Origin of the sequence: Kitasatospora cineracea (genome assembly GCF_003751605.1) — a bacterium.
In the GTDB taxonomy this organism is placed as follows: Bacteria; Actinomycetota; Actinomycetes; order Streptomycetales; family Streptomycetaceae; genus Kitasatospora; species Kitasatospora cineracea.
On record NZ_RJVJ01000002.1, the window covers coordinates 15,481 to 31,847 of the forward strand.

Genomic DNA, 16,367 nt, shown 5'->3' on the forward strand with positions numbered 1-16,367 from the left:
GCTGCAACCGGGTCACCGCCTCGCCGGGAGGCGTCCGCAATGTCGCAAGTCCCCACCGCGCACAACCACCTGCTGCTGGCCGACACCCCCAACGCGGCCGGCTGGGCAAGGCGTCACACCCGTGACGTGCTGGGCCGCTGGCAGATGCCTCCCGACCTGATCGACACCGCGCTGCTGATCGTCTCGGAGCTGATCGGCAACGCCGTCCAGCACCCGGGCGACGCCAAGCAGCCCGAGCGGCTGACCTCCGCCGAGCTGGCCAAGGTGAAGGTGATCGGCCTCAACCTCCAGCTGCGCGGCCAGGCCATGCTGGTGCAGGTCGCCGACCACGACAAGCGACCGCCCGTGCCGCAGAACGTCGACACCGACGCCGAGGGCGGACGAGGCTTGTTCCTGGTCGAACACATGAGCAGCCAGTGGGGCTACTACCACCCGCCGACCGGCGGCAAGATCGTCTGGGCCGAAGTGCGCCCGAGCAGCCCACCGAAACCGCAGCCGGCGACCGCAGAGCCTCCGCCATCCAACCGCGCAGCCCGTTCCCGACCGTTCAAGCCCATGACCAACGAACAACTCCCCATTGGCGACCCGAACTTGATGGGTCGAGTGTTGGTGGGGCTCCGCAGGATCTGATGGGCAGTCGGCGTCGGCCCTGTACGAGTTCTGGGTCTACGAGGCCATCCGCAGTCAGTAACCTTCACTCGACTCGCCCCGGCTCACTGCCATGATCCGCCCATTCGCTCGCCCAGCCCTGATGAGGACTACCCGAAAACTCTGCACTCCGCGGTCCTGGAGGGACCGGAATCGCTCCGATGCCTCCACCGGCAAGAGCGCAGAGGCACGAGCTCACCGCTCTCAGCCGGACGTGTCGACCCTCTCCGCTCGGGAGGAAGGCAGTCCGCCGTCCTCATACGGAATCGATCCACTCCGAGTGACCGCATCCCTGAGGCGTGCTGCCAGATCCTCCGGAACCTCGACCCGGGCTTGGAGGGCAGGTCCGGGCTTGACCACCAGTCTGATCCCACTGTCCAGGAGAAGCTGCCGACGCCCTGCGGTGTCCCGGGCCTGCCAAGCCGTCGCGTACGTTTCGTCGGAGTCCTCCAGAATCCACTGTGCCGGCCGCTGCGGCAGGGCTTCGAGCTCCTCTCGCCGGTGGAGCAGCGCCCGCATGCGTTCCTTCCACTCGTCCTCGTCCTCGCGACCGACAATCAGGCCTTCGTCCTTCTCCTCGCGAAGGCCCTTGATCGCCCGCTTGACCACAGCCAGATCCTCCGAGTGGTCCTCCCCCGGGATGTACCGGCGCACTGGAACGTGCCTGTCGCCGACCTTCGCGATGAAGGTCTCCTCAATCAGATCCTCCAGCTGCTGGGAGGGCTGGGACGTTCCGCAGTTCGCCCTCCCCTTCGCGCTCCCACTCGGGCAGTGGTAGTAGCTGTAGACCTTTCCACTCGACTTCTTCGGGGCGTTCTTCTGATAGAGCGGCCCGTTGCACGCGTCGCAGAACGCGACACCAAGCAATGCTGACGTGGAAAACGTCCGGGTCTTCTTCGTGGATCTGGCCGCGAGCGCCGGCTCCAGCCTGGCCCACAGCTCTCGGTCGAAGACCGGGTCGGCGATCCTGATCGGCAGCCCGTCCGCACCGCGGGTCTCCTTGCCACGGTGGAGTTTGTACCCGCGCAGCGACGGGGTCCTGAGCAGGTCGGCGACGACGCTGGTGGCCCACTCGATCCCGTCGACGCTCTTCCCCTTCGAGGTCTCGGTCTTCCCCTGAGCCCTCAAATGGCGCACCAGATTCGTCGGCTCGTTGCGGCGGTTCAGCTCCCCGGCGATCTCACGGAACGACCAGCCGGCGATGTACCACTCGGCCATCTCGCGCGCCACCCCGGCCGTGTGCGGCTCCAGGCTGAGGGTCTTTCCGCCGTCCGGGTGATCCACCACCTCATAGCCGTAGGGCGCGTATCCGCCCGGCCAGCGCACCGTCTTCCGCAAGAATCGGTGGGCACCGAGAACTCGGTCCCTCGTCCGCTTGAGCTCCATCTCCGCGAAGAGCGAGGCGAGCATCAGAAAGACCTTGCTCATCATCGCCGACATCGAGTCCTTGCCCTCGTCCCGGAAGTTCAGGACGATGCCGTCGTCCGAGAAGACGAGGATCTTGCAGTTGGCCTCAGCCCAGTGCGCCACGTCCGCGCAGTCCTTCGCCGACCGGAAGACGCGGTCCACCTTCGAGAAGATCATCGCGTCCCACAGGCTTGCCTTCTCCCCCAGCCACGGGCCGAGGTCGGGCCGGTCGAACGGGCGGACCTCGGCCGACACGTCCAGGTCCTGGAAGTAGCCGACGACCTCCCAACCCGACCGATCGGCGTAGCGTTGGCCGGTTTCCTTCTGCACCAGGTGCGAGACCTTCTCGGCCCCTTTGACCACGCTGACGCGTGCACCGACAACGGCTCTGAGCATGTCCGAATCCTCGCAGGTCAGACCCGGTTTCGCGTGTTGGGAAACTTCTGCCTCCCGCGACCGGGACCTCTTCCAACTGGTCGACGACGCCCGCGGCGTGCAGGTCGTCTACCCCGTCAAGGGCGTCGGCGCCGCCCAGCTCGTCGACGAGGCCGCCCTGCTGGAGAAGCACGGCGTCACCGGCGCCGAGTACGCCGACATGGCCGCCCTGCGCGGCGACCCGAGCGACGGCCTGCCGGGCGTGAAGGGCATCGGCGAGAAGACCGCCGCCCAACTCATCCGCGCGTACGGCGACCTGGCCGCCATCCGCGCCGCGGCGGCGGACTCCACCTCCAAGCTCACCCCGGCCCGCCGCAAGAACCTCCTCGAGGGCGCCGCCTACCTCGACGTCGCCCCCGCCGTGGTCCGCGTCGCCACCGACGTGCCCCTGCCGGAGTTCGACCCCGTTCTCCCCCGCGCGCCCCGCGACCCCGCGGCCCTCGAAGCCCTCACCACCCGTTGGGGCCTCGGCAGTTCGGTGTCCCGCCTGCTCGACACCCTCGCCGCCGCCCGCTGACGACGCGGCCGGACGGTGCCCGGGCGGCTGTTGCGCGGTCAGAGGCGCAGCAGGTTGCGGGCGTTCGTCGAGCCGATGCGGTGCTTGACCTCCCCCGGGAGGCCGGTCCGCTCCAGGGCGGCGACCGCGGCGGCGGTCTTCTCGTAGGGGTAGTCCACGGCGAAGAGCACCGCCCCGGGGCCGAGCACGTGCACCAGCGCCTCGACCGCCGCCGGGGACAGCACCCCGCTGGTGGTGGCCAGGACGTTGCTGCCGAAGTACTGCGAGGGACTGCGCAGCAGCGGGGTCGGGGGGTTGAGCGTGGCGTACCGCGAGTCGAACCGGGAGAGCTGGAAGGGCAGGAACTCCCCCGCGTGGCCGAGGATCATCCGGGCCTCCGGGTGGCGGTCGAAGACGCCGGAGAGGACGATCCGCATGGCGTGCCCGCCCGTGGTGGCCTGCCAGCTCCACAGCGCGCCGTCCATCTCCGGGTGGCCGGACAGCACGTGCCAGGAGTCCGCGGGCGGCATGCCCGGGTGCAGGTAGAGCGGCACGTCGAGTTCGGCCAGCGCGGCCCAGACCGCGTCGAAGGCGGGGTCGTCGAGGTACCTGCCCTGGACGTGGTCGTTGACCAGGGCGCCCTTGAAGCCCAGTTCCCGCACCGCGCGCCGGAGTTCGGCGACGGCGGCGGCCGGGTCCTGGAGCGGCAGCGCGGCGAAGGCGGCGAACCGGTCGGGGTGCGCGGTGACGATCGCGGCCAGCGAGTCGTTGGCGTAACCGGCGTTCGCCACCGCGCGGGCCGGGTCCGGGTCGGCCTCGATGCCGGGGACGGTCAGCGAGAGCACCTGCACGGCGATGCCGTTGGCGTCCATGTCCGGCAGCCGCAGCCCGGTGACGTCGGGCAGCCGCCGGACCACGTCGGCGACGAAGGCGGGGTCCAGGCCGGCCGGCACCGGGAACGGGGGGCGGCGCTCGGCGAGGCCGGGGATCGCGACGGCCTCCTCGATCGCGACGTAGCCCGCCCTCACGCCGCACCCGCCGTCGGGACGAGGATCGCGGCGCCGGTCGTCGGCGCCTCGGCCTCGTCCAGCATCAGCGCCGCGACGGTGGCGCGGGAGGCGTGCGGCGGCAGCAGCGGCTTGGGGTACTGCGCCAGCGGGACGTTGCGCCGGGCCGCGCTGACCTCGCCGACCCACAGGTCGGGCGCGTGGAAGACGGTGGCGCCCCCGGCCAGCACGATCGTGTCGGCCGCGCCCTTCTCCGCCAGTTCCCTGCCGACGAACAGCTTCATCACGCCGTGGTAGATCCCGCCGCCGGCGCCGGTCGAGGCTCCCGAGCCGAGCGCTCCGAGCCAGAGGGTGCGGACCGGCAGCCCCGCCACCAGCCGGGCGCCGGCCAGCAGGGTGCCCGGGCCGTCGCCCTTGCCGATGCCGAGCGCGGAGACGAGGACGTCCACGTCGGCCAGCTCCGGGAACTCCTGCGGCCTGGTCACGTCCGCCTGCCGGACCTCGACCCCGCCCCGTGCGGGCGGGGCGTACCGCTGCGGGCTGCGGACCAGGGCGACCACCTCGTGGCCCCGGTCGAGCGCCTGTTCCACGACCAGGCGGCCGACCCGCCCGGTCGCGCCGAGGACTGCGATGCGCATGGCGACTCCATAACTGAACAGGTGTTGGTGAAAGTGAGTGAACACGTGTTGGTGATGGGTGTCAAGGCCGGTCAGGGCGGGTCAGGGCGGGTCCGGGCGGGTCAGGGCGGGTCGGTGGCGCCGAAAGGTAAGGTGATCTCCCGTCGCCGACAGGGAGGATCCGGGACATGGGCGGTGAGGAGGCGCCGCGCCGCCGGCGCAACCCCCGCGGGCAGGGACAGGTGCTCAGGGCCGAGCTGATCGAGGCCGCGGCCCACCTGCTGGCCACCCTCGACCAGCCCGAGACGCTGACCCTGCGGCAGGTCGCCCGCGAGGTCGGGGTCGCGCCCGCCAGCATCTACAGCCACTTCCCCGACCTCGGATCACTGGTCCGGCACGTGCTGCGCCTGCGCTACGCGGAGCTGGCCCGCCTGATGGACGAGGCCGCGGCCCCGGCCGCCGACCCCATCGACGACCTGGTCGGCCGCTGCGCCGCCTACGTGCGCTGGGGCGTCGAGCACCCCGGCGAGTACCGCACGCTCTTCGGCGGCCGGATGCCCGCCGACCTCGCGCTGCTCCAGGACCACGGCGCCGGCGAGGCACTCCTGGGCTCCGTGATCGCCTCGCTCGCGGCCGTCCGGGAGCGCGGCGGCGAGCGGCCCGCCCCCGCCCGGCAGTGGCAGGACGGACTGCTGCTCTGGACCGGGCTGCACGGCCTGGTCGTGCTCTACAACGACCACGGCGAACTGCCCTGGCCGCCGCTGGACGCACTGGTCGCCGACCTGCTCGGCCTGCACGCCGGACGGCCCGCGGAGGAGTTCGCGACGCGCCTCGCGGCGGGCTGAACCCGGGCGGTGAGGGACCGTCACCCCTTGGCGCACCCGCACTGTCGGGGGTTCGGGGTGTAGCCGGCACCACCTTCAAGACGGATGCCTGCATGATGGATCGTCAGGGCGGGGTCGGGCAGGATCGGATCCGTGAACACCACCTCGAACCGCAGGCGCCGGATCGGCGCCGTCGCCGTCCTGGCTCTCGCCGCCTCGGTGGCCGCGACCGGCACCGGACTCGCCTTCACGACCCCGCCGTCCACCGCGCACGCGACCGCCACCACGGCCGCCGCCACGGCCGTCGCCGCGCCCGCACCGTCCTTCCGGGGCACGCTCCCCGCGCCGACCGGCCCCTACGCCGCCGGCGAGGACGTCATCCACCTCACCGACGCGAGCCGTCCCGACCCGTGGGTGCCGTCGTCCGGCCCCCGCCAACTCACCGTCACGATGCTCTACCCGGCCGTCCCCGGGACCGGGGCCCCGGCCCCTTACACGACCCTCGGCGAGGCGGCCGGCGTCCTCCAGCGCCATCAGGCGCTGGCGAGCGCCGGCGTCACCCCGCAGAACCTCGCCGGCATCACCACGCACGCCTTCGACGGCGCGCGGCCGCAGAGCGGCAAGCATCCGCTGGTGGTCCTCTCACCCGCGTACGAGGACCCGCGCTGGACGCTCACCGCGCTCGCCACCGACCTGGCCAGTCACGGCTACGTCGTCGCGCTCGTCGGCCACACCTACGAGGACAGCGGCGAGACGCTGGCGGACGGCCGGACGTCGTCGTGCGTGATCTGCGACAGCCCGGCGGGGCTCGACTTCGACGCCGTCGCCGCCGGCCGCGCGCTGGACGTGTCCTTCGTGATCGACCGGCTCACGCACGGCAACACCGCCTGGCCCCTGGCCCACCTCGTCGACAAGCACGAGATCGGCATGGCCGGGCACTCCCTCGGCGGAGCGGCGGCCGCCGCCACGATGATCGCCGACCCGCGGGTGCGGGCCGGGGTGAACATGGACGGCTCCTTCCACCCGGATCCGGCGCCCGGCCAACTCGACCGGCCGTTCCTCATGCTGGGCACGACCGCCGCCACCGACTGGGAGCACACCTGGGCCGCCCTCGGCGGCTACAAGAGGTGGCTGACGGTCGTCGGCGCCAACCACTTCAGCTTCAGCGACCTGGACCTGCTGCTCCAGGAGGCCGGGTTCCCGGCACCGCCCCTCTCCCCGGAACGCGGGATCGCGATCACCCGCGAGTACGTGACCGCGTTCTTCGACCGGACGCTGAAGGGGATCGACAGCCCGCTGCTGGACGGCCCCTCGCCGGACAACCCGGAGGTGCTCTTCCGGGACTAGGGATCAGGGATCGGGGACCGGGGAGCAGGAGGATGCCGGTGGCTGCGGCCGGTTCGGCGCAGGGGGCGAACCGGCCGCGGCGCCGGTCTAGATGTAGCCCTCGCGCAGGGCGTAGGCGACCGCGTGGGCGCGGTTGCGGAGGTGGAAGCGGGTGGTGACGGTGTGGATGATGTTCTTGATCGTCCGCTCCGAGTAGAGGAGTTTGACGGCGATCTCCCCGGTGTCCATGCCGTCGGCGACCAGGCGCAGCACGTCGACTTCGCGCGGCAGCATGCCGTGGTCGGCGGGGGCGCCGTCCGGGCCGGGGCCGTCGCCGCGCTGGCGGCCCATGCAGCCGATCAGCCGGCCGAGCAGGTCGGGGGGGAGGTCTCCGTGGCCCCGGGCGGCGGTGAGGACGGCTTGGCGCAGGCGCTCCCCCGTCACTTCGCGGCGCCACAGGATCGTGGTGACGCCGAGCGAGACGACGTTGAGCAGTTCCGGCTCCTGGATCCGGTCCAGGACCAGCACCACCCGCGTCCGTTCGGTCTTGACCAGTCGGGACAGGCCGGCCAGGGCCGTCTCGTCGAAGGTGTCGGCGACCAGCAGGGCCACGCCGGTGCCACCCTGGTGGCCGTCGTCCACCAGCGAGACCTCCGGGCACTGCCGGAGGTAGCTCACCACTCCGGCGCGGGAGAGCGGGTCCAGGGCGTGGACGGCCACCGGGATCGGTCGGGTCGTTGTCGTGGTACGGACGTCGTCGGCGTACTGCAGCACGGCGCGGGGTTCCTTTCGTTGCGCTTGACGGTGCGTCCGCCACCCCCCACAGGCGGCGGCTCGCCGTCAGAACCGGGTCGGCCGGCACCGCCCGCACGCGACGCCGTCTTTCCTCCTCCTGCGGCCCGGCTGACACCGCGGGAGTTCCCCGTGTCCGCCGAAGGATCGGCGGACACGTGCACCGGGGAACACGCTATCCGCCGCCGATCAATAAAAGATTGACGGATCCGCACCGGCGCCCGCAGCGGTACTCGGGCGGCGGCCGAACGGGTGCGGTTTGCTTTTCCGGCCCCGCTGGGAGGACGATCCCTGGCACGGCCCTTTCCGCGCGCGAGCGCGGCAGATCGAATAGGCGAGGACGCGTGACCGGAAAGCTCCCGTCGACGATTGTTCGTGCACGTTTGACCCGGCGTCGCGGCTCGGCGGGCCGGACTGCCGCCGTCCGCCGATGACGGACGGCGCGGGGCCCCGCGACGGGACGAGCCCGGATCCGGACGGCCCGGAGCAGCTGCGGCTGTGCCTGCTCGGGCCGGTGCAGGCCTGGTGCGGGGAGCGCGAGTTGGACCTCGGCTCGCCGCAACAGCGGGCGCTGCTCACCGCGTTGGCGCTGCGGGCGCGCCGGATCGTGTCCGTGGACGAGCTGCTCGACGCGCTCTGGGAGGAGCCGCCGGCCCGGGCCGCCACCGTCGTGCGCACCTACGTGTCGCGGCTGCGGCGGGTGCTGGAGCCGGACCGGGCGCACCCGGCGGTGCTGGTGTCCTCGGGCAGCGGCTACGTGCTGCGGGTCCCGGCCGAGTCGGTGGACGTCGAGGTGTTCGAGGACCGGGTCGCGGCGGCGGCCCGGGCCCGCGCGCGGGGGGACGCGGCCGGGGCGCTCGGACTGCTGCGGGAGGCCTGCGAGCTGTGGCACGGCGAGCCGCTGGCCGGGCTGCCGGGGCCGCTCGCCCAGGCGCACCGGGCCCGGCTGGTCGAGCGCCGGCTGCACGCCGTCCAGGCGTGGCTGGAGGCGGAGTTGGCGGCGGGCCGGCACGCGGACGTGATCGGCGAGCTGACCGTGTGGGTCAACCAGTACCCGCTGCTGGAGCCGGTGCGGGAGCTGCTGATGCTGGCGCTGTACCGCAGCGGGCGGCAGGCCGAGGCGCTGGGCGTGTACGCGGACGCCCGGCGGACGCTGCTGGAGCAGCTGGGCGTCGATCCGGGGCCGCGGCTGCGCGAGCTCCAGGTGGGCATCCTGTCGGGCGACCCGAAGCTGGCCGCGCCGCCCGTGCTGCCGGCGCCGGGGCCCGGGGCGGGCGGCGGTCCGGCCGGTTCCTCGCCGGTCCCGCCGGCCCAGCTGCCCGCCGACGTCTCCGACTACACCGGCCGGGACGGGCTCTGCGCGGCCCTGTGCGCGGACCTGGCCCCCGGCGGCCCGGCGATGCCGGTGGTGGGGGTCTCGGGCCTGGGCGGGGTGGGCAAGTCGGCGCTCGCGGTGCACGTCGCGCACGCGGTGGGCGGGCAGTACCCGGACGGCCAGCTGTACGTGAACCTGCGCGGGGCCGGGGCCTTACCGGCCGATCCCGGCGAGGTGCTGGCGGGTTTCCTCGGCGCGCTGGGCGTGGCCGACGCGGCGCTCCCGCAGGGGACGGCGGAGCGGGCCGCGATGTTCCGGTCCCGGGTGGCGGGCCGGCGGGTGCTGATCGTGCTGGACGACGCCCGCGACAGCCGGCAGGTCGGGCCGCTGCTGCCCGGCAGCCGTTCCTGCGCGGTGCTGGTGACCAGCCGGGCCTGGCTGTCGGGGATGCCGATGACCCGGCAGGTCGGCCTGGAGCCGCTGACCTCGGAGGAGTCGGTGCGGCTGCTCGGGGCGATCGCCGGGGAGGCGCGGGTGGCGGCCGAGCCGGCGGCGGCCCGGCGGCTGGCGGAGGCGTGCGGGTTCCTGCCGCTGGCGGTGCGGACCGCGGCCTCCCGGCTGGCGGCCCGTCCGGCCTGGGAGCTGGCGCACATGGCGGACCGGCTGGCCTCGGAGCGGCGGCGGCTGGCCGAGCTGGAGACCGGCGAGCTGGCGGTGGCCGCGTCGTTCCGGCTCAGCTACGACCAGTTGGACCCGGAGACCGCCCGGGCGTTCCGGCTGCTGTCGCTGCCGGACGGCCCGGGCGTGTCCTCGGCGGCGGCCGCGGTGCTGCTGGGGCTGCCGGAGCGGGAGGCCGAGCGGCTGGCCGAGTCGCTGACCGACCTGGGGCTGCTGTCCTGCCCGTACCCCGGCCGCTACCAGTACCACGACCTGCTGCGGCTGTTCGCGCGCGAGCTGGTCCGGGAGGTGGACGGGGAGGCCGCCGGACGGGCCGCCGTGGAGCGGCTGCTGCGGCACTACCTGGCGACGGTGGCGGGCCTGTACCGGGTGGTCCGGCCGGGCTACCCGTTCCCCGACCTGGTGGCGCCGGAGGCCGTCGGGCCGCGGTTCGACGGGCCGGCCGAGGGGCTGCGCTGGGCCCGGCAGGAGATCCCCGCCGTCCTGGCGGTGGCCGGGCAGGCCGCCCGCGAGCCGGACGGCCCGCTGGCGGTGCTCGCGGACCTGGCGCTGGTGCTGATCCAGCTGATCGACCTGGGCATGGCCGTGCCGGAGCTGTGCGACCTGGCCGGGCGGCTGGCCGGGGCCGCCCGGGCCGCCGGCCTGCCGGAGAGCGAGGCGCGGGCCCGCTACACGCTGATGTGGGCGCAGCGGGAGTTCCAGCGCACCCGGCAGGCCCGGGACGAGGCGGTCCGGGTGATCGCGCTGGCCCGGCGGACCGGGCAGGCGGTGCTGCTGCCCGGGGCGCTGGCCGCGCTGGCGCTGACCAGCCTGCCGCACTGCGGCGACGAGGAGGTCGCCGCCTGGTGCGACGAGGCCGTCGCGCTGAGCGCCGAGCTGGGCAACCGGTCCTCGCACGCCTTCGTGGAGGGGATGGCGGCGCTGGCCGACGTCGCGGTGGGCCGGCCGGAGTCGGCCCGGCGGCGGGCCGAGCGCAGCCTGGCGACGTTCCGGGAGCTCGGCGACTTCGTCGGGCAGGTCCACATGCTCTACGCCCGGGCGACGGCGCTGCACGGGATGGGCCGGTTCGAGGCGGCGTGCGCGGACTACCGGGGGGGTCTGGGCGCGTTGCGCGCGCTCGGCTCCTGGGACCGGATGCCGGGCGTGCTGGTGGGGCTGGCCGAGTCCTGCCGGGCCGCCGGGCGGCCGACCGAGGCGCTGGAGGCGGCCGAGGAGGCGCTGGCGATCGCCCGGAAGGTCGGCCTGGAGCACCGTGAGGCCGGTGCGCTGACCGCGATCGGGCACGCGCTGTTCGACCTCGGGGAGCACCACCGCGGCCGGGCCTGCCTGGCCTAGGTCCGGTCCGGTCGATCTTGTCGGATCGGCGCGCGGCGGTGGGCGCCCGGCAAGATCGGCCGGACAGGGCCCAGCGGGCGCGTCCGTCCGGTCGTGCGGTCGGTTCCGCCTCGCGCCACTCCGTTATCCAACGGAAATCTTCCCGGCAGGGTGCGCAACGACCATCACGGATTGATTTCGGACGGAACGGTAAGCGGGCGGATCGACGTTGTGGAGTTCTTTCGCCGGGGCGGGGTTGCCATTCGGCGGACTTCGGCGGCGCGGGAATTGCTTCGCGGGGCGGTCGGCGGTCCGGGGACGAATTCGGCGGGACCGTTCCCGATTCGCCGACAGGGCTCCGACGGCGGGAACCATTTCGCACCGGCGGCCGTTCGGGGCGGGCGCCGACGGCGGGGCGGGCGGGTCGGGTGCGGGACGGGCGGGTCGGGTGCGGGACGGGCGGGTCGGGTGCGGGACGGGCGGGTCGGGTGCGGAGCTGACGGCGGGTCGGTGCGGGGCGGGCGGCGGGCCGGTGCGGGGCGGGCGGCGGGCCGGCCGAGTGGCGGGGTGCGTCCGGCGGGGCCGTGCCGGGGCAGGGTCGGCTGCCCCATCGGGCAGTGTCGGCGGGTGCCGCGGGCCGCCCGGGGGCGGTGCATTGACACCCCAGTTTGGTCTAGTCCACTGTGGTGAAACCAGGTCGTCCACGGTGCCGCCGAGACCCTCCGCCCCCGCCGGCGAGCCCGGCCGGGACGGCACGGCGGGCCGGTCAGGGCACCCTCTCCCCGCTCGACCGCCGGGCGCCGCAACGAATCTGACGATCAGACGGAGATTCCCACACCATGCAACGAGTCTGCCTCGCCCTGCCCACCATGCGGGCCTGTCCCGGCACCATCGTGGACCTCGCCGAGGAGGCGGCCTACGCCGTCGAGACCTTCGGGGTCGAGGTCCACCTCCTCGTCCTGGACACCACCGTGGCCGCCGAGTTCGCCAAGAACGCGGACGCCGTGGCCGCGCTGGTGCCCGCGCCCGGCGTGTTCGTCCACCACCTCGGCAACGAGGCGCAGCACGCGTTCTTCCTCGACGTGGCGCGGCGCTCCGGCGGCACCGACCCCGGGCTGCTGCTCGACCTGATGCTGCCGCAGGACGTCGCGTACGGCTCCTGCGTCAACCGGGTCTTCCTGGGCGCGGCCGCGCTGGGCTGCACCTCGGCGCACCTGCGCAACGACGACTTCGACTACCAGGTGGTCGACGGCGCGAAGATGTTCCCGATCCACCACGAGCTGCTGTCGCTGGGCAAGCCGGCCGGCGAGGCGGCGGCCGGGGTGGCCCGCTCCGAGCTGGACCCGGCGGACGCGGACAAGCCGGTGATGCTGGTCAGCGCCGCCTTCATGGGCGAACTCAACGTGGACATCGGCGAGATCAACGAGCTGGACCCGGAGGTGTACCGGGACCTGGTGCGGCTGTGGACCCCGCGGGTGTGGACCCGCGAGCAGCAGGACGAGATGGTCGAGATCTCCTTCAAGGGCGCCGAGCACGACTCGTTCGACGCGGCCGACTCGGTGCTCGGCGTGCCGGACATCTGGGACGTCTACATGTGCAACGTCGCCATCGACCACCGGGGTTACGAGGTGCTGCCGCTGGTGCCCTCGCTGCGCACCATCGGCGCCGACTACGCGCTGCTGCACGCCCTGGTGCACGCCAAGCTGCCCGCCGTCATCCACAAGCGGCACATCGTCAACTACTACACGCCCGAGCGCCGGATCGGCGCCGGGTTCGTCTCGTACCAGCTGCGCTTCGTGAAGATGCTGCTCTCGATGCTGTACCTGTACCCGGTCTACGGGCAGATGATCGACCTGGGCACCGGGCTGTTGGACGAGCGGCACGAGTTGCGGGTGGAGCCGATCCTCGGGCTGGTGCGCAGCACCGTCGACCTGGAGCGGGACACCAACGAGACCTGCCTGGACGAGGTGGACCGCCTCTACCGCAAGCTGGGCGGCAAGTACGCCGAGCTGGCGGACGTGGTGGCCGGGCAGCGGCAGCAGCTGCTGGACGAGGCCCGGGAGGACGCCGTGCGCTGGGCGGTGCTGATCGAGAACTGGGCGCCGATGGTGGCCGCGGCCCGCGAGCGGGGGCTCGCCGGGTGAGCGGGGAGTTCCTGATCAGGCAGCTGGCCGACGGGGACTGGGACGCCGTGGTCGCGCTGGAGCACGACGCCTACGCGGCCGACGGTCTCTCCGAGGGCCGGGAGGCGCTGCAGTCCCGGGTCGCCTGCTCGCCGAAGACCTGTTACGTGCTGGAGCAGCGCGACACCGGGGCCGTCCGCGGCTACCTGCTGAGCCTGCCGTACCCGCCGCTGCGCTGCCCGGACCTCGCGGTGGCGGAGGGCGGGGCGTTCGACTCGGACAACCTGCACGTGCACGACCTGGTGCTGGCCGAGGAGTTGCGCGGCCGGGAGCTCGCCGCGGAGCTGATGGAGCACGCGCAGGCGCGGGCGGTGGAGGGCGGCTTCACGCAGGTCTCGATGGTCGCGGTGCGCGGCTCCGACATCCTGCTGCGCTTCTACGGCTACCGCGCGCACCGGGAGGTGGCCGTGCCCGCGTCCTACGGGCGGCGGGCGGTCTACATGTCGAGGCCGGTGGGCTGACGGGGCGTCGATGATGTCGGGCCCGACCGGAGTGGCTGCCGGTCGGGCCCGATGTGTTTGCGTAGCAGGGGGGTTCAGGCGGTCCAGGTGCGGTGGCGGACGGTGAAGGGGCGGTCGGTGTCGGCTGCGACCGCGGCCCGGAACGGGCCGGGCACCGGGACGTCGGCCAGCCAGAGCGGGCCGGGGCCGAGCGGGGCCGCGTCGGCCAGCCGCAGCGGGGAGGGGCCGGCCAGCGGGAGGCCGAGTCCCTGGGCGAGCCGGCCGCCGTGCACCTTGACGCAGGCTTCGCGGCGGCACCACAGGCGGGTGAAGCGGTCGGCGCCGTCGGCGGGGGTCGGGGCGTCCAGGACGAGGGCGGCGTCGGCGGCCGGGAAGTGGCGGCGGGCGATCCGCTCGCCGACGCCGGGCCGGGCCAGCTGTTCGACGTCCGCGCCGACCCGGCGTCCGACGGCGAGGGCCAGCAGCGCGAGCGCCCCCGAGCCGGACCAGTTGACCTGGAGCGGTTCGGCGGCCGGGGGGAGGGCGGGGGCGGGCTTGCCGTGCGGGCCGTAGTGCCACACCAGGTCGGCGGGCGCGAGGGCGAGCCGTTCGGCGACCAGCAGCCGGACGGCGCCCCGGGCCACGGCGAACCGCCCGCCCTCGACCGGGTCGTGGGCCCGGTCGGCCCGCTCCCGCTCCCCGGGGTCGAGCAGGCCGTACAGGTGGTGGACGACGTCCGGGGGCTGGTCGGTGGGGATGCTCCAGGCGTCGATGACGTCGGCTTCCGGCCCGGCGGCGTTCACGGCAGGGTGAGGGTGCTGAGCCGGCCCAGGCGCCGGTCGTGGTCGGCGACCAGCAGCGGGCCGTCGCCGGGGAGGCGGTCGGCGAGCAGGCTCCAGACGCCGGTGAACGGCTGTCCGGGGCGGGCCGCCCCGGCGCCTTCGGGGCTGCCGGCCAGGTCCGCGGCGAGCAGCAGCCCGGCGCCGGGCCCGAGCCGGCGGTGCTCCTCGCGGACCGCGCGCAGTGCCTGCGCGCCGTCCGGCTGGGCCTGCTGGCGGACCCGCATCCCCTCCCCCGGGGCCTCCTCGCAGACCAGCACGACGGCGCGGTGCTCGGCGGGCAGTTCGACGGGCGCGGCGGGCCGGTGGTGCAGGGCGCTCTGCTCGGCGAGCACGACCACGGCCCGCCGGCAGCCGCCGGTGCGGTGGTGGGCGGCGGCGATCCGCAGCGCGGCGAAGGCGGTGGCGCTGCCCTGGTCGCAGACGGCGAAGGCGGTCGGCTGCCCGGGGCAGTGGCGGCTGAGCCGGAGCGAGGCGGGGGCGGCGGGCCGGACGTCCGGGGAGGAGAAGGCGAGGATCAGCAGGTCCGCGGGTTCGCCCCCGGGCAGGGCCCGTTCGAGCAGGCCGGCGGCCATCTCGGCGTAGTCGTGCCCGGCGCCCTCGGCCAGCAGGTCCTCGCGCAGCGGCAGGCCGTACGGGCGGACCAGGTCGGCGGTGAAGGTGCGCAGGTCGGGGTGGAGCGAGGCGGCGGAGCGGCCGTCGATTCCGGCGGCGACCGCCCTGGTCACGCGCAGGCCGCGGGTCTCGGCGGGCATCGGGTCAGTCCTCGTCGGCGTGGTGTCCGACGACGTAGTCGGTGAGGCTGTCGACGGTGCGGACGTCGTCGATGACGAGGTGTTCGACGTCGACCTGGATGGCGAGCGTCTCCTCGATGTCCAGGACCAGTTCGACGATGCCGGAGGAGGTGAGGCCGTAGTCGTCGAAGAAGCAGGCGTTCTCCGGGATGTCGGCGAGTTCGACGCCCAGGATGCGGGGCAGGACCTCCTCGATGCCGCGCCGGATGCGCTCGCGCACCTCGGGGTCGGCCGTCGGTTCGCTCGCGGGCAGGGTGGTTTCTGACATGGGTGGACCGTCCAGGGGTGGGTGGGAGGCGGCGCGTCAGTGCCGCAGGACCATGGCCGCGAAGGTGGCGCCGATGCCGGCGGCGGCGATCAGGTAGTGGTCGCCGGGCCGGAGCGCTCCGCCGGTGGTGGCGGTGCGGAGGTTGACGAAGGCGTCGGCGGCGAAACTGTGGCCGACCGCGGCCACGTTCTCCAGGACCACCTGCTCGACAGGGTAGCCGAGTTGGCGGCAGGTCATCCGCCAGGAGGCCTGGTTGACGTTGTGCGGGAGCAGCAGCGCGATGTCGGAGAGGTCCAGACCTGCCTGGTCGAGCGCGGCCTCGACCGCCTCGGCCAGGGCGGGCTGGTACTCCCGCTGGTAGCGGACCATCAGGTCCGGGTCCTCGGCGGGTCGGCCGTAGAACTCGGGGCGCTGGCGGACCGCGTAGGAGAGCACCCGGTTGCGGTCGCCGTCGGGGCTGACCAGGCAGGCGGTCGCGGCCTCGGCGAAGATCGTGGTCTCGGGCAGCAGTTGGGCGTCCCGGGTGAAGGTCTTCTCCCCGGCCAGCACCAGGGCCAGCGCCGACGGGTCGCCGTCGTCGGCCAGCAGCCGCCCGGCCAGGTCGATGGCCAGCAGGGAGGCGGCGCAGGCCTGTTGGGTGACGGTGAACGCGTCGGCGTGGGTGAGGCCGAAGCGTTCCTGGAGCTGGTGCAGGGGGTTGAGCGGGTAGGGCACGGCGACCGGCGTGTTGCGGGCGTGCAGCAGGTACCGGATCCGGTGTTCGTTGCCGCGCAGTTCGGGCAGGGCCCGGACGGCGGCGTCCAGCAGGTCGAGCAGCGTCCCGTCCGGGTCCAGGCGCACCTGGTCCAGGCCGTGGAAGCGGCGGAAGAGTCGGAGTTGACGTGGGGTAAGGCCGATCCTGGCGCCCACGTCCTCGATCGGTTCGAGTCGCGGGGGGAGGTGGACGGCCACTGCCTCCAGTGCGGTCACCCCGGTTAGTATTCC

14 protein-coding genes and 1 pseudogene are annotated in these 16,367 nt (G+C 73.9%); 7 read left to right on the forward strand and 8 right to left on the reverse strand.

Going from position 1 to position 16,367, the window contains the following annotated elements:
* Positions 1–39: 39 nt before the first annotated feature.
* Entirely contained in the window at positions 40–630 is a 591-nt protein-coding gene (locus tag EDD39_RS26610) for an ATP-binding protein (RefSeq protein ID WP_123560957.1), read from the forward strand.
* A 222-nt stretch (positions 631–852) separates the two neighbouring features.
* Here the strand turns inward: EDD39_RS26610 and EDD39_RS26615 are convergent, their stop codons facing one another.
* Positions 853–2,451 (reverse strand): recombinase family protein, encoded by a 1,599-nt coding sequence (locus tag EDD39_RS26615; RefSeq protein WP_123560959.1) that lies wholly within the window; start codon positions 2,449–2,451, stop codon positions 853–855.
* 58 nt (positions 2,452–2,509) lie between these two features.
* On the opposite strand from EDD39_RS26615, the pseudogene EDD39_RS26620 reads away from it, so the two are divergent.
* A pseudogene (locus EDD39_RS26620) lies at positions 2,510–3,007 on the forward strand (5'-3' exonuclease); the annotation flags it as partial.
* 38 nt (positions 3,008–3,045) lie between these two features.
* Here the strand turns inward: EDD39_RS26620 and EDD39_RS26625 are convergent.
* Both EDD39_RS26625 and EDD39_RS26630 read right to left on the reverse strand, forming a co-directional pair.
* Positions 3,046–4,014 (reverse strand): amidohydrolase family protein, encoded by a 969-nt coding sequence (locus tag EDD39_RS26625; protein ID WP_123560961.1) that lies wholly within the window; start codon positions 4,012–4,014, stop codon positions 3,046–3,048.
* Positions 4,011–4,631: an NAD(P)-dependent oxidoreductase gene (locus EDD39_RS26630; protein ID WP_123560963.1), complete on the reverse strand. Its 621-nt coding sequence runs from the start codon at positions 4,629–4,631 to the stop codon at positions 4,011–4,013. The genes EDD39_RS26625 and EDD39_RS26630 overlap by 4 nt, the downstream gene beginning before the upstream one ends.
* Positions 4,632–4,798: 167 nt before the next feature.
* On the opposite strand from EDD39_RS26630, the gene EDD39_RS26635 reads away from it, so the two are divergent.
* The gene (locus EDD39_RS26635) at positions 4,799–5,455 is read left to right on the forward strand and encodes a TetR/AcrR family transcriptional regulator (protein WP_123560965.1); all 657 of its coding nucleotides are present in this window, start codon (positions 4,799–4,801) and stop codon (positions 5,453–5,455) included.
* Between the two features lie 132 nt (positions 5,456–5,587).
* Positions 5,588–6,781: an alpha/beta hydrolase family protein gene (locus tag EDD39_RS26640; protein ID WP_244257311.1), complete on the forward strand. Its 1,194-nt coding sequence runs from the start codon at positions 5,588–5,590 to the stop codon at positions 6,779–6,781.
* An 87-nt stretch (positions 6,782–6,868) separates the two neighbouring features.
* Here the strand turns inward: EDD39_RS26640 and EDD39_RS26645 are convergent, their stop codons facing one another.
* Positions 6,869–7,534 (reverse strand): helix-turn-helix transcriptional regulator, encoded by a 666-nt coding sequence (locus EDD39_RS26645; protein WP_123560967.1) that lies wholly within the window; start codon positions 7,532–7,534, stop codon positions 6,869–6,871.
* Between the two features lie 448 nt (positions 7,535–7,982).
* Between EDD39_RS26645 and EDD39_RS26650 the strand changes: the two genes are divergently transcribed.
* The 3 genes from EDD39_RS26650 (at position 7,983) to EDD39_RS26660 (ending at position 13,503) form a co-directional block, all read left to right on the forward strand.
* Positions 7,983–10,880: an AfsR/SARP family transcriptional regulator gene (locus tag EDD39_RS26650; protein WP_123560969.1), complete on the forward strand. Its 2,898-nt coding sequence runs from the start codon at positions 7,983–7,985 to the stop codon at positions 10,878–10,880.
* 818 nt (positions 10,881–11,698) lie between these two features.
* Positions 11,699–13,003 (forward strand): DUF6271 family protein, encoded by a 1,305-nt coding sequence (locus EDD39_RS26655; protein WP_123560972.1) that lies wholly within the window; start codon positions 11,699–11,701, stop codon positions 13,001–13,003.
* Positions 13,000–13,503: a GNAT family N-acetyltransferase gene (locus EDD39_RS26660; protein WP_123560974.1), complete on the forward strand. Its 504-nt coding sequence runs from the start codon at positions 13,000–13,002 to the stop codon at positions 13,501–13,503. Before EDD39_RS26655 ends, EDD39_RS26660 begins: the two co-directional genes overlap by 4 nt.
* Positions 13,504–13,577: 74 nt before the next feature.
* Here EDD39_RS26660 and EDD39_RS26665 read toward each other — a convergent pair whose 3' ends face one another.
* The 4 genes from EDD39_RS26665 to EDD39_RS26680 are packed head-to-tail and all read right to left on the reverse strand — an operon-like array spanning position 13,578 to position 16,352.
* Complete coding sequence (locus EDD39_RS26665; RefSeq protein WP_123560976.1) at positions 13,578–14,285, reverse strand: 4'-phosphopantetheinyl transferase family protein; 708 nt, start codon at positions 14,283–14,285, stop codon at positions 13,578–13,580.
* Positions 14,282–15,076: a 2-hydroxy-acid oxidase gene (locus EDD39_RS26670; protein WP_123560978.1), complete on the reverse strand. Its 795-nt coding sequence runs from the start codon at positions 15,074–15,076 to the stop codon at positions 14,282–14,284. The genes EDD39_RS26665 and EDD39_RS26670 overlap by 4 nt, the downstream gene beginning before the upstream one ends.
* Positions 15,077–15,080: 4 nt before the next feature.
* Positions 15,081–15,383: an acyl carrier protein gene (locus EDD39_RS26675; RefSeq protein WP_123560980.1), complete on the reverse strand. Its 303-nt coding sequence runs from the start codon at positions 15,381–15,383 to the stop codon at positions 15,081–15,083.
* 36 nt (positions 15,384–15,419) lie between these two features.
* Positions 15,420–16,352: a 3-oxoacyl-[acyl-carrier-protein] synthase III C-terminal domain-containing protein gene (locus EDD39_RS26680; protein ID WP_123560983.1), complete on the reverse strand. Its 933-nt coding sequence runs from the start codon at positions 16,350–16,352 to the stop codon at positions 15,420–15,422.
* Between the last annotated feature and the right edge of the window lie 15 nt (positions 16,353–16,367).